The 13,856-nt window shown below is 70.1% G+C and carries 10 protein-coding genes; 6 read left to right on the top strand and 4 right to left on the bottom strand.

Features of this window, described 5'->3' with window-relative positions:
* Positions 1-302: hypothetical protein (locus AA75_RS09730; RefSeq protein WP_033819456.1), on the top strand; the 302-nt coding region annotated here is incomplete at its 5' end.
* Positions 303-492: 190 nt separating this feature from the next.
* Here AA75_RS09730 and AA75_RS09725 read toward each other — a convergent pair.
* The 4 genes from AA75_RS09725 to AA75_RS09710 form a co-directional block, all read right to left on the bottom strand.
* Positions 493-1,542 (bottom strand): hypothetical protein, encoded by a 1,050-nt coding sequence (locus AA75_RS09725; RefSeq protein ID WP_063794319.1) that lies wholly within the window; start codon positions 1,540-1,542, stop codon positions 493-495.
* 5 nt (positions 1,543-1,547) lie between these two features.
* Complete coding sequence (dnaE, locus tag AA75_RS09720; RefSeq protein WP_033819455.1) at positions 1,548-4,952, bottom strand: DNA polymerase III subunit alpha; 3,405 nt, start codon at positions 4,950-4,952, stop codon at positions 1,548-1,550.
* A gap of 456 nt (positions 4,953-5,408) precedes the next feature.
* Positions 5,409-6,146, bottom strand: coding sequence for a hypothetical protein (locus AA75_RS09715; protein WP_033819454.1), 738 nt, complete (start codon positions 6,144-6,146; stop codon positions 5,409-5,411).
* Between the two features lie 188 nt (positions 6,147-6,334).
* The gene (locus AA75_RS09710; protein WP_051812065.1) at positions 6,335-6,586 is read right to left on the bottom strand and encodes a hypothetical protein; all 252 of its coding nucleotides are present in this window, start codon (positions 6,584-6,586) and stop codon (positions 6,335-6,337) included.
* A 142-nt stretch (positions 6,587-6,728) separates the two neighbouring features.
* On the opposite strand from AA75_RS09710, the gene AA75_RS09705 reads away from it, so the two are divergent.
* The 5 genes from AA75_RS09705 to AA75_RS09685 form a co-directional block, all read left to right on the top strand.
* A complete protein-coding gene (locus tag AA75_RS09705; RefSeq protein ID WP_033819458.1) occupies positions 6,729-8,192 on the top strand; it encodes a site-specific integrase in 1,464 nt (487 codons plus the stop codon).
* Positions 8,192-10,126, top strand: coding sequence for a hypothetical protein (locus AA75_RS09700; protein ID WP_033819453.1), 1,935 nt, complete (start codon positions 8,192-8,194; stop codon positions 10,124-10,126). Before AA75_RS09705 ends, AA75_RS09700 begins: the two co-directional genes overlap by 1 nt.
* Entirely contained in the window at positions 10,123-12,219 is a 2,097-nt protein-coding gene (locus tag AA75_RS09695; protein ID WP_033819452.1) for a hypothetical protein, read from the top strand. Before AA75_RS09700 ends, AA75_RS09695 begins: the two co-directional genes overlap by 4 nt.
* Entirely contained in the window at positions 12,216-12,665 is a 450-nt protein-coding gene (locus tag AA75_RS09690) for a hypothetical protein (protein WP_051740073.1), read from the top strand. Before AA75_RS09695 ends, AA75_RS09690 begins: the two co-directional genes overlap by 4 nt.
* A gap of 855 nt (positions 12,666-13,520) precedes the next feature.
* Positions 13,521-13,856: transposase (locus tag AA75_RS09685; RefSeq protein ID WP_149038042.1), on the top strand; the 336-nt coding region annotated here is incomplete at its 3' end.

Below are 13,856 nucleotides of genomic sequence, written 5' to 3'. Positions count from 1 at the left end.
GCGTCCTGGCCGTCAACGTCTGCCGCACCCGCGACGGCGCGCCCAGCACCCGCACGGTGAACAATCTGATCCTGCAGGGCCTCCTCGCCGATGCCGGGCTGCGCACCGCCTACGCCGACGAGCACCTCCTCGTCGTCCACCCCGATCTCCAGTTCCCCGCAGCGTCGGCCGAAGCCACCGCGCCCACCGCCCGCCCAGCACCTGGCGCCCGCCCGGCACACGCTGTCCTGGCCCACCTGCCCAAGCGGCGCAGGCGACGGGCCGGCTGGTTGGTCCGCCTCACCGGGTCACGGCGCGCCTGATCCGCCCCTGCGCAGCGTGTCGGTGCCGCTCGCTCGGCAGTGACAGCCGCCGATGGCGGCCCACCGCGCCTTCGTACGGCTGCCGGGCGACCGGTGGACCATCGGCCCGGCCGGCACTCGAGGCCGCAAGGCCGTAGCACCGCCAGCCGACAGAGGCGTTGGCAACCCGACCTGCCCCGGTCGGGCCGGGTCACCGGGTCGGCCTCCGGTTCGCCCCCGCTGTCCAGCCGGGGCGACCTCGGGCGGCGGACAGTGCGGCGGGGGCAACTGCGCCGCTCCCGAACCGGGCCGCGGCCCGGTCGAGGACGGGCTCCAGAGCGCGGGCAGCTTCGGTGACCGTGTCGAAACTCAGCTGCACCCCGCTGGCACGGCTCGCGGTGACCAGGCCCCCGATCCGGGCGGTGATCGCCCGGATCCGGGCCCGTTCCAGCCCCAGCCCACCGAACAGGGCGTACAGCGTGTCGCGCAGGACGGGGCTGTGGCTGGTGGTCTCCGGGAGCGTCCTGGACCTGGTGGTGGCCGAGCGGTCCACGTAGGTCACCTGGAGCTCGACGGTGCGGGCGCTCTGTCCGGCGGCGCGCAGCCGGGCGCCGAGGTCGAGAGCGAGCTGGAGGAGGGCGCGGCGAATCTCGGCGGGGTCGAGGACGTCGCGGTCGAATCGGCGGGTGGAGGCGATGGTGGCCGGCGGTCCGGCCGGGGTGACGGTGCGGCGGTCGGTGCCGGTAGCGCGTTCGGTCAGCAGGCGGCCGGTGCTGGCGCCGGCGATGCGCTGCACGGTGGCCTCCGGGACGGCGGCGAGTTCGCCGATGGTGTCGATCCCGTAGCGGCGGAACTTCTTCTCCAGGGCGGGGCCGACGCCGGGCAGCAGCCGGAGGTCCTGCCGGTGCAGGAAGGCGAGGGCCGTAGCCGGGTCCTCGGGCAGGGCCTGGACGGTGCCGGGGCGGGCGGTGTCGGCGGCGAGCGTGGCGTAGAGCCGGTTGGCGCCGAGACCGCCGGTGGTGATCAGGCCGAGCCGGCCTGCCAGGCGGGTCTGCAGGACGTCGGCCAGTTCGGCCGGGGACTGCCCGAAGTAGCGAACGGCGCCAGCGAGTTGCAGCAGAGCGCTGTCGGGCGGGAGGGCCTGGACGACGGGGGTGACGTCGCCGAGGACTGTGAAGACCTGTCGGTAGGTCTCGAAGCTGGGCCGGTGGCAGCGCAGGTGCAGCACTGTCACCTGGCCCGGGCTGCTGGTGGTGTCCATGGCGCTCACCCGGCCGAGCCCGGCGAGGCGTGCCACATCCGGCCGGCGCCGCCCGGACCGCCGCCGGTGCCCCGGTCGTCGTGGCGGGCGTCGCCGTGCTCAGACCCCGGTGTGGCAAGGAGGGCGCGGACCGCGGCGGTGCCGCCCTCGGCTCGCACTCGGGCGAGTTCTGCCAGGTCCCAGGCCCGGTGCCCCACCACCGACAGGGAGCGGCCCCGGTGCTGCAGCTGCCCGCGCACCACCAGCAACCAGGAGTGGAACAGCGTGTGCGCAGCGGCCTCCGCGTCCGGACCGGAGAAGAACGCCAGGTCGACCGGCGGTCCGCCGGCCCCGTCGTCCAAGGTCAGGAAGATCGTGCGCTTGCCGGACTTCTGCGGCGGCGTCTGGATCGCCACCTTCGCGCCGGCCACCAGCACTGTCTCCCCGCCCTCGACGTCTCGCAGCCCGGTGGAAGGGGTGACACCGAGCTCGGCGAGCAGCGCGTGGTGCTCGGCCATCAGGTGCCGGGAGACGTCCAGGCCGATGACCTCCAGCTCGGCGTCGAGCTCCTGGCGGGGGGTCATGGCGGGCAGGCCCGTCGGAGCGCAGGCCTCGGCGGGAGCGGGCAGGGCGAGCTGGTCCGGTACCGCTGCCGTGCGGCGGCCGTGGTGGAGCTCGTCCAGGAGCAGCAGCAGGTCGCGGCGCGGCCGGGTGCCGCCGGGCACCGCGGCCAGCGCCCCGATCCGGGCGAGGTGCTGGGCGGTGGGCAGGGACGGGCGGGCCCGCTCCCACAAGTCCGGGACCGAGGCGAACGGGCGGCTTGCGGTGATCCGGTCGATCTCCTCCGCCGTGATGCCCTTCACCGCGGCCAGCGCGATCCGCAGTCCGTCCCGGCCGTCCGGGCCGGTCTCGACCCGGTAGCCGGCCTCCGAGGCCTCGACGCACACCGGCAGCACCGGTACGCCGTGGCGGCGGGCGTCGGCCAGCAGCAGGCGCAGCGGGTACATCCCCGGCTCCGCCTGCATGATCCCCGCGTAGAAGTGAGGGCCGAAGTGCGCCTTCAGCCAGGCACTTTGAAGGGTGATGACGGCGAACGCGGCGCTGTGAGAGGCAGGAAACCCGTAAGCTCCCATGCCCTTGAGCTGCTCGAAGGTCGTGTCGATGACCCGCTGGTCGTAGCCGGCCTTCGCGGCGCGGGTGCGGAACCAGGTCTCCAGGGCGGGCAGCCGCTCTGGGCGGCTGAGCGCCCGGCGGGCCTCCTCCCCCATCGCCAGATCCGTTCGTGTCAAGGTCGAAATCACTTTCGCCACCTGCTCGTTGAACACGAGCACCCCCAGGGTCGGGGACAACGCGGGGATCAGGTCGGGGTGCGGGTAGCGGACCGGCTGTCGGCCGTGCCGCGCGGCCAGCCATGGTCTGATCATGTCCGCGGCCACAGGCCCGGGCCGGAACAAGGCCAGCTGCACAACCAGATCCAGGAAGTTCCTCGGCTGGGCGCGGCCGAGCAGATCCCGCTGGCCGGGGCTGTCGATGGAGAAGACGCCGAGGGACTCTCCCTCACGCAGTAGGGCGAACGCCGCTTCGTCGTCCAGTGGCACCTGGGCCGGGTCGTCCAGGTCGACGGTTCGGCCGGTGGTGCGCTCGATCTCGGACAGTGCGTACGACATCGCCTGCATGGTCCGATTGCCCAGGATGTCCAATTTCAAGCAGCCCAAGTCCTCCACGTCCTCCTTGTCGAACACGGACATGGGCAAGCCGTCCCCGGGGGTGGGCAGCACCGGCGTGCGGGCCAGCAGGGAGTCGTCGGAGAGAAGCAGACCGCAGGGGTGCATCGCACTTCCACGGGGCAACGCGTCCAGGCCCTCGACCAGGTCCCAGAACCGGTCGCCGTAGCGGTCGGCCTGCTCAGCGACCTGACGCAGCTCCGGCAGCTCGGCCATCGCCGAGCGGGCGTCCCGAGCGCGGATGTGCGGGAACGCCTTGGCGAGCCGGCCCGCCTCCTCGGGACTGAGGCCGGTGGCCAGGGCGACGTCGCGGATCGCCCAGCGGACCCGGTAGGTCTCCGGCATCGCGACCGCAGCCACCCGCTCGGTGCCGAATCGCTCCAGCACGAGCCGGTAGCAGGCAATTCGGCGGTCGGCGGGCACGTCGACGTCGATGTCGGGCAACGAGCGGCGCCGGAAGGACAGGAACCGCTCCATGATCATGAGGCCGTGTTCGAGCGGGTTGACCGCCGAGATGCCCAGCAGGTGCACGATCAGCGATCCGGCGCCGGAGCCGCGCGCCGACACCCGCACCCCGGCCTCCTTGAAGTCTCCGACGATCCGGGCGACCGTCAGGAAGAACGTCGACCAGCCCAGGCCGGTCGCCACCTCGAGCTCCTCGGCGAGACGCCGGACGGCCTCCCGGTCGCGGTCCATGCCGCGCTCGGCCAGCGCACTCTCACACCGCTTGCGCAGCACCCGCGCCGAGGACCCCGGCACCAGGCCAAGCCGGTCCTCCTCCGGGAAGCGCACGCCCCCGATCCCAAGGTCGGACGCCGGATCCAGCCGGCACTCGGCTGCCGTACGGGCGGTCACTGCCAGCAGGCGCCGGCCACCCCCGGGGCCCTGCCCGGCCGCCTCGGCGACCTCGTCGGCCAGCTGCGCCATCGCGGCCGGAGCCTTCAGCCACCGTTCGCCGCCGCACACCGCGCCGGGCTGGACGGGGCGCAGCAGGCGGGCGGCGTCCAGGACGTCCGCGACCGGGCCCTGGCCGGGGTTCGCGTAGCGGACGGCGTTGGTGAGTACCGCCTCCAGGTCGAGTTCCGTGGCCAGGCCCATGGTGCGGGCGGCGAGGCGCAGGGAACCCGGCCCGGTGCCGGGACGGCGCAGGTGCACCGCTTCCAGGCGCAGCGCCGGGCCGAACCACTGCCGCCACGGGGCGAGCAGCTGCTCGGCGCGGTCCGGCCGGCCGGCCGCCAGCGCCCGGATGGGCTCGGAGCCGGGGCCCAGCAGCACCGTCAGCCCTTCGGTGTGGTCGGCAAGCACCTCCAGCGGGACCACCGGCTGCCCGCCGCCGCGTTCGCCCCGCACCGCCCACGCCAGGCTGATCAGCGCGCACAGGTTGGCCCAGCCGGCCTTGTTGCGGGCGAGGAAGGTGATTCGGGGCGCGGATTCATCCACAAAGGCCCCGCCGCGGACCGGGGTCCTGCGCCGCCTGGCGGGGGCGGCGGGCTCGACCAGGCCGACCGCCAGATCCGCGCCGAACAGCGGCCGGACTCCGACAGCCGCGCAGGCCTTCGCGTGCCGCACCACGCCGGAGACGGTGTCTCGGTCGGTCAGCGCCAGCTCGGTGACGCCGCGCTCAGCGGCCCGCTCGGCCAGCGCGGCCGGGAGCGAGGCGCCGTAGCGCACCGAGTAGCCCGACGCAGTGTGGAGGTGCGGGAACACCTGATCACCTCCGGTCGGCCAGTCCCTTCGTCTCGTGTCCCGGCTCCCCTTCCGGCACCTCAAGTAGCTCATATGTTCGATTAGCAAGGCAAGCCGCGTTACCGCAGGTGGGGGTATTAGGACGGTGAGCGACGTCGCGTCCGACCGGCCGGCCCCGCTGGGATGGGACGACGACGCCTGGGGCGCTGGAAAATCTTGAACCCGGCCGTGGGGTGCCCACCCGAACGCGACTTACAAGCGGCACACCGAGCGGGACGTACGATCGACCGAGTCGGGACACCGGACTTTCGACACGCGGCGGTCGACCGCGCCTTCAGTCGGGCTCAGAGTCATGCACGGCGCGTGTGTCTCGCAAGGGGAAGCGCCCTCACCCGGTGGCGTGTCACGGCGCATACAGCGGGCCAGCTGGTTCCGCCTCACCGGAGCACGGCAGGCCTGCCTCGCCCCGGCGCAGCGTCAGCGCCAGGGGGACAAAAGGGCTACGAGACGCCTCCACCGGGGAACAGCCGGTGGTGGGAGGGGACACTCGGCGAGGTCCTCCGCAAGCTCCATGAGGGCCGTCAGGATGCGGTCAGCCATCGAATCGACGACCATCTCCGGATCGGCGAGCACGGCGACGCCCCCGGCCAGAATGCGGGAGAAGTCCGGTGAACGGGTCGGCTTCCAGCGCGCCCGCCGACTGCTGAGGTACATGGACAGGGAGACCGGCTCCGGACCGGTGATCCCCGCGCGGACGGCGGCGCGAAGCTCCGTGCGGAGCAGGCGCGCGCACTCGATGTCGGCTGCCGTGGGCTCCCAGAGCCGGGTACGCAGTTCGAGGTGTAGCCCCTGCGCGTCGGCTTCTCCCGACCCACTGAACGTCGAGCCCCGGTCAGAGGCCGTGGCGACGGCTTGCTTGAGCAGTTCGCGCCGGGACTCGGTCTGATCGGCGTGACGACCGTAGTCGGGAACCCAGGGCGTCCCGCACAGGTGACAGACGACTCGCCCTTCCTCGCCCAGCCAACCGGCCACCGTGTGGGGCCCCGCGCTCTCACACTGCGGGCAGGCGAACCATCGAATCGGCCAGCCGCTGACGGGAGCGCGCAGCGGAACGCGCCTGTCGGCGTCCGGGAATTCCTGGTAAGCGAGCTGGTCGGCCACCAGCAGCCAGAACTGCGGTTCTGTGCTGGCGGACGAGGCGTCGAGATGGTCCACGCCCCGAATCTAGCCGTTTCTTCCGACACCGATGGCCGCATGGCCGCAGGCTCCCCGCCACAGCGGCTCAGGCGGCGAACCGGATGGTCAGCCTCACCGGATCGCGGCGGCCCCCTGCCCGGCGCAGCGCATCAACGCGGAGCAGACGCGCCCGCGCTGCCGGATCCATAGGCGCAGGCGGAACTGGCTCAGGCCAACGCGTTCTCGAACACCGACCGGTTCGCGGCGGTGAACGCGAACTCCCTACGACTCCACTCGATCCGCGAAGCCAGCACCTTGGGCTCAGCCGGTGCGGTGTCGGGCGAGGCCATGATCTCGGCCCAGAACCGCGCGTTGCGCGCCTGCCGCTCGAGGACGGCGTCGACCACCGCATCGCGTTCCGGTCCCCGGAGGCCGTAGGCGTCCGTGAGGATCTTCACCTGCTCGGCCTGCCGCTCCACCGGAACAGTGCACTTCGACGCGATGCACCAGGTCTTCTTTCAGCTGTTCAAATCTGTCTCATGAGACCTGTGGTTCAGTCTCGATGGGACGAGACAGGTGAGCTGACAGGAGTTCCCCTCCGGCCCCCGGGGAGGGATGGACATGGATCTTGCCTTCGTGCAGGCAGGGCTGCTGGAGAAGTACCTGGACACCGATGTGATCTCTGCTGCGAGGGTGGTCGCTCTGCTGAAGCGACGGGGCATCCTCGACGGGACGCCGGTGTACCTCGACGAGGAGACGCAGACGCCGATCCCGCCCCTGTGCGAGTTCGGCAGGTACCTGTCGACGGCGTTGCTGGACGAGACCACGCTGAAGGACTACGGGCGGGTGATCGGCCGGCTGGACGACCATCTTGCCGGTCTGGACAGCGATGTGCTGTCGGCGACGGAGTCCGACCTTGTTTCGTACCGCGGCCATCGGACTCAGTGGCAGGAGAGGCCGGTCGGCGCGTCGGCCTGGGGCCGGGAATCGTTCGTCCTGGACGACTTCTACGGCTTCCTCGTCAAGCGGAAGATCTTGCCGCGCCGCCCGGCGAGGCTGGCTGCGCGGGGACGCAACGCGTTGGCGCCGCGGGTCCGGTCGGGCATGGACATCCGGCACCTCACGTTCGAGCAGTACCGATACTTCCGAGATGTGGGACTGGGCGGGCAACTTCCCAACGCCCAGGTGGACCCGACCTTCCGCGGGTGGTCGCCGCTGCGCGGCCGAGCCGGCGGCGACATCGCACTCGGATCGGGGGCTCGTTGGCGGGAGTGGTCGACCGTGCTGCTGCCGGAGATCGGGCTCTGGCCGGGGATGTCGGGTGGAGCGGCCGAGTACATCGTCCAAGCCTGCGCGAAGTACGGCAAAGCCCGGACCGTCTACGTTCCCGAGGATGCCGTCGCGTCCGCCGACCTGTTCTGCCTGCTCGAACGTCCGGACATCGTCCGCAGGGCAGCCCGGACCCTGGAGCGTAAAGCCCGCGACCTGTTCGTGGTGGGCGAGGTCGACGTCGCCGGCGGCCGGGTGAGGGGCGTCCTGGACGGCGTCGTGCGCGAGTTCCAGATGTCGGCCATGGACGCCAAGCTGCGGCGGATCACCGTCTACGAGGGCGAGTTCGGCCTGGAGGCCCTGACCTTGTTCGTCTGCCGCGGCGGTCTAATGCCGGGGGCGGACGCCTGGAAGGGCTACCGCCACCGGGCCTGGACACGCATGACGAACCTCGCCGACCGGTCCACGCCACTGCTGCCGGCACGACGGTGGCGCTGGCACGACCTAAGGCACACCTACGCTCTGCGGCTTTTGACCTACCTGGAGAACATCATGGACGGCGAGGAGCCGGACCAGCAGGCGCGCCGCCGACGGCACCGTTCGTACTTGACCGGGCACATCCGGCACAACCCGCTGCTGATTGTCAGCCGCAGACTCGGTCATGCGAATCCGGAAACCACCTACGAGTACCTCCAGTACACAGATGACCTGATCAATGAGTTCGAGGCCGCGTTCTCCAGCTGGATCGGTGACGACGAGGCGACCTATGCCGACATCGCGTCCCACGCGATCAGCGGCGCCAAGGGCGGCTGCTGATGCCGAAGGTACGCCGGAAAGGCCGCAGCAACGAAGATCGAGACCGCTTGCGGGCGGCCCTGGCAAATCCGGTCCCGCCCGGCGGCATCGGTCCTCGAGTCGTCGAGATCCCCCGACAGCTCGTGGCGGTGGATCCGTCGGGCTTCTACTGCTCGCGTTTGGCCATGCAGCTGGCGGACGAGTGGGTGGAGTACGTGGCCGCCACCGCCATCACGACCCATGCGAGGGTCTACCACCTGGCGATCACCCGGTTCTGCAAGTACGTGGACAAGGAGCTCGGGTCGGCGGCAGAGGCGGTGAGCCTGACCGATCCACGCCTGCTTGACCTGCTGCTGAAGTGGGAGCTGTCATTGCCCGAGAGCTACGCTCCGAGCTCCACTTACCCTGGATTGTTGGCGGGCGCCCTGCGGGTGCTGATTATTCGTCGGGACGATCACCCCGAGCGTCCGGTTGCCCCGGAGCTGGCCCGGCTGGCCCGCGGTCCCGGGCTGCTGGGCAGCGGGGAGAAGACGGAGCGGGACGAGTTCACTCGCCAGGAGAAACGGGCCCTGGTTCGTGCGGCCTGGCAGAGCGTCCACGCCACCCGCAAGCGTGTGGAGGAGGGCTGGGCCCTGGCCGGAGAGGGCCGCCACCCCGACCAGGGCAGTTGGACCAGCATTCCCGACCTGCTCTGGGGCTTCGCCCACGAGCGGATCACCCCTCGAGACATTCACCGGCTCGTGCCTCCGCCTCGCGAATGGCCGTCGGAACTTCGGACGTTCGCCGCAGGCCCTGACGAGGTCTTCGTTCCTCAGGCAGCGCGGAGGCAGCTGGCTCGCCAGCTGTTCGCGAGGTTGTATCCGCACAACCTTGATCTGCACGCTTTCCGCATCCTGCTGATGGACGCCACCGGCCACGCCTCGGAAGAGGTCACCGGCTTCGGAGAGACAGAGGTGGAGTTCCTTCCCAAGGGCGTTCGGTTGACTCTCCTCAAGAACCGGGCCGAACGCCGACGCCACCGGGCCTTTCGTGACCAGTCCGCACCCGTGGAGGCGGGCCCGGACGAAGGCGCTGACGGGCAACTCACGGTGAACTGGCCACGGCGCGAGGCCAGCGAGGTGGTGCGCCAGCTCATGGATATGACCGCACGGGTACGGGCCAAGGCCCCGCACATCACCCACACGCTCTTCGTCACCGCTACCGTCCGCAACGACTTCACCGCGGTCTTCAACGAGTGGAAGCCCGTGTCCAAGAGCTCCTTCAGCAACTGGCTGGACGCCGCGGGAGTCGAGATCACGGGCGACCGGCACATCGGCCGCATGCGGAAATCGGTCAAGGTCGAGAAGGCCATCGTGACCGAAGGACGCATCAGTGCCGCCGCGGACGACCACACCGAGGAGACCTTCGCCACCCACTACGCGCAGGGCACCACGCTGCGAATCATGTCCGGACGGACGATCGCCACGGCCCAGCAGCACTGGCTCGACAAAGCTCTTGACCGCGTCGACGGCCCCACCGTCATCTCCGACGCCCCGGGGGAAGTCGACCAGGCCGTGCTGGAGGACTCGGGCCTGTCCGCGCAGGAGGCCGAGGACATCATGGCCGGTCAGCTCGACATGGGCGTCTCCCACTGCAGGAACCCCTACCAGGGCCCCTACAGCCGACCCGGCGAGCTCTGCGCCGTCGCACCACTGCGCTGCCTGGAATGCCGCAACGCCTGGATCCTGCCCACCAACCTGCCTCAACTCCTTCTCTTTAAAGCGCACTTGGAACGAGTCCGCACCGTTCTTACTCCGCAGGCATTCGAGCGGCTCTGGGGACAGAGCTGGGTGAACCTCCGCGCCGTCCTGAACGACCGAACGCCCGAGGAACTGGACCAGGCCCGCAAGCACATCGAAGCCGGCCAAGCCGTCCTCGACCTGCCGCTCGCTGCGAACACGGAGTTCGACGCATGATCCTGCCCTTGCCCGAACAGCGGCGTCCCTCTCTATTTCGGGATGACGAACCCGTCGTCCAGGGGCGCTCGCTACTGCCCGAGGCCCGCGAGCCCGGCGCCCGCATCCCCCGGTTCGGTGACAGGGCCATCTGGAACTTCAACGGCGTTCTCAAGCGGCCGGCCAACCGCACGGCCGCTTCGTGGATGGTCCACTTCAGCTTGGAGCTGGAGGATCCGTACTGGAACCTGCTGGCTCGCGAGTTCCTGATGCTCACCTTCAACCCGCGGCACCCCGAGGTCCTCAAGAGCGGTGTCGTCCTCGAAGGCTACGGCGCCCCGGGCGCCTTGATCCAGGTGGCCTCGCGCCTGCGGACGGCGGCGAAGTGGGGCCGCAAGAACGGACTCCCGGCTCACCCGGACGCATGGACGGTGCAGGACCTGCGGCAGCGCATCATCGACATGGCCGCGACCGGGTCCGCTCCGTACACGGTCAGCGGGCACGTGACCGCCTTCAAGAATCTGGCGGCAGCCGCCCCCGTCCTGAGCCTGCCCTGGCCTGTCGGCGACCCATGGCCTGGTCAGAGCGCCCGCAAGGTCGCTCAGCTGAGCGCCAGCAAAGATCTTTCCACCCCCACAGTTCCCCCGGAGACGTGGTTCCCGCTGATCCGCGCGGCCTGGGCCTACATCCACGACTTCGCCCCTGACGTCCTGCGCGCCGATCGCCGTCACAACGAGCTCCTCGCCGCCGCGAAGTCGTCGTCCCAAGGCATCGACCCACGGCTCGAGGAATGGCTTGCCGACCCCCAAAACAAGATCCCGCTCCACGCCAAGGCTTCCAAGGGCCGGGCTCCGCACGTGAATTGGAGCCTGCTGGCGCTTCTCCTCGGCTACGAGCGGCAGCACCATGGCGCCTTCTGCGAGACGGGCAGCCAGATCGAGAGGCGGCGACGTGCACGGGTTCTGGAGGAAGTGGCCAAGGGGCGGACCACGACCCAGGCGCTGAATGGAGAACTCGTACAGACGACTCGGCCGGACGGCAGCACGGGAGCCTGGCACCCCGGCATCGGCCCTCGAGCGCTGAACGACCTCAAGGCGATCCTGCGCGATGCGGCGTTCGCGCTGGTCGTGGGCCTTTCCATGATGCGCGACTCGGAAATCCACGAGATCTTGCGGGCATCCGTCGTCGAGCACTACAGCACCCCTGCCATCTCCTCCACGAAGATCAAGGGCACCCCCAACCGCCCCGGCAAGCACTGGTGGGTTGCCGAACCTCTCGTTGAAGCCCTCGCGGTCGCCGAGGCTGTCTCCCGGCACCCCGAGCGCGTCTTCGCCCCAGTGGGTGCTGGCAACCAGGACGGCACCATCGTCGGCACCAGGATGCTGGCGGCGTTCGTGCGCTTCGTGAACAGGCACCGCACCTGGACCGGCCTCGACGAGATTCCCACCACCTACATCCGCCCCCACATGTTCCGCAGGACGATGGCGATGCTCACCGATCAGTTCCCCGGGTCCGAGATCGCCACCGGCATCCAGCTCAAGCACCTCGCCAAGCGGGCCCTGGCCAACGCCACCACCCGCAGCTATGCCGCCTCCGACGACAACTGGGCCAAATACCTCGAAGACGCCCTCGACAACGTCAAGTTCCGCAAGATCAAAGACCTCTACGAGCGTCACACCGCGGGCGAGGAGATCGGATTCGGGCCCGGCGCCGAACGGGTCAAGGACGCGTTCGACCAGATCAACGCCACCGTCAAGGCCCGCAACGGGGACGCCCGCACCGCCGACACGCTCCTGCGAACGACCAGGATCCACATCCGGTTCGGCATGCTCAACAACTGCACCGCCGACCACACCAACCCCGTCGGCGCCGTCTGCCTCGAAAACGCGATCATCCCGGAAGGCCACACCGGCCCCCTCGACGAACGCTGCCGGCCCGACCGATGCGCCAACAGCATGATCGGCCCCGAGCACCTACCGATCTACGACTCCCACCAGCGCAAACAGCTCCAGCTCATCAACAACCCCTCCACCCCGGCCTGCCGCCGAGACCTCGCCGAACGCGAACTCGACATCACCCGCAACGTCCTCAAGATGGCGGGAGAACCCCAGTGACCGCACCCGCCGACGCCAACCCCGAAGACCAGGTCAGCCCCAAGACCGTCGCCGCCCTGCGGGCAGCAATGACCCGCCTCCTCGAAGGCCGCCCGCAACGGACCGACGGCCGCCTCACCAAAGAGAACCTCTACAAAGAAGCCCAGGTCAGCCGCGCGACCATGAACCGCGCGAAGGCGATCCTCGCTGAATGGGACGCCCATCTCGCCGCCCACGGCAAGACCACGCCCGGCGAGGCCAAACGCGACGCGGCCATCGCCGACCTCAACAAGCGCCTGACCAAGAAGACCCAGGAATGCACGCTCCTGGAGAACAAGCTCAAGGCCGCCCACACCGCGATCGCCGCCCTCTTCCACGACAACGAAGCCCTCCGGCAGCAACTCCACCAGGACGCCGCAACCGCGGTCACGCCCATCCGCCCCCGCGGGCCCCGGCAAGGACTGTGAGCGACGGGGGCCCAAGTCTTTCGAGTGAAGCGGTGCAGGCCCCGCTGCGGCAGGGCCCCGTACCAGTTTCAGTGGGCGATGGCGTCGATCAGGTCCTGGGCACGGTCGCGGATCGGTGCCTCGGCGCCGCTTCGCCGAGGGCCTGCGGGGTGAGCTGGTCGCTGGTGCGGCTGGCGGTCAGCACGGTTGACAGCGGTCGTGACAATCTCCCCATAGGCGGCCATATAGGGCCCCACTGATGGCCAGGGGTTTCCCCGTGGACGGCCAGATATCTCCCCGCTCGCCCCACCCTCCCCGGTCGGCGACGCTCGACCGGGTGAAGAACAGCAGGGAGATCATGGAAATCCTGGAGGCCTACGACCTAATTCCTTATTAGAGGGCCGTGGGAAGCGGAGCGGTTGCCGCCACCCTGGCCCGCAGGGGTGGTCGTGAGCGGGCCAGGGAGACACCTGCATACGACCCGGCCACAGAGGCCTTCTGTGAGATCGGTGCCACCCTGGCTCACCCTGGCCCCTCCACGGTCACCGCCACACAGCCGCCCACCGTCGGCCGGGGCACCGAGCGGACGCACATGTCTCTGACCTGGCGTTCGACGCCCTGCCGCAGATCTGCGGCGCTTGGTGCCCCGGCCGACGGCGGGCTGCGGTGATCATTCGTTGGAGCGATGTTGGCGGTGCGAGCCCGTTCCACGGTGACCTCTCGAAAGGCCCGGGCCTTGAGCTCCGGCACAGATCGAGGCCTGTGGAGCGAGCTGGTGCCACGCAACAACTAGTGCGATGTCGGCCCGAGACGAGGCCTGGAATTAGGGAGCTGAGTGGCCCCACACGTGCTCGCGGATCAGTGCCCGAGCATGCCCTGACCAGGGAGAACAGCGTGATCTACTGCGGGATCGACTGGGCCGAACGGACCCACGACGTCGCCCTCGTCGACGACAGCGGCCAGCTGCTGGCCAAGCGCCGCATCACCGACGACGCGGCCGGCTACCAGCTCCTGCTCGACCTCCTCGCCGAACACGGCGACACCGCCGAGGAGCCGATCCCGGTCGCCATCGAGACCGGCCGCGGCCTGCTGGTCGCCATCCTGCGCACCGGGGATCGCAAGGTTTTCGCAATCAACCCGATGGCCGCTGCCCGCTACCGCGACCGCCACGGCGTCTCCCGCAAGAAGTCCGACCCCGGCGACGCCCTGGTC

The sequence above is a fragment of the Kitasatospora sp. MBT63 genome (assembly GCF_000710465.2).
Lineage (GTDB): Bacteria > Actinomycetota > Actinomycetes > Streptomycetales > Streptomycetaceae > Kitasatospora.
The sequence above is the reverse complement of the archived record's forward strand: the minus strand, read 5'-3'. Positions and strand labels throughout refer to the sequence as shown.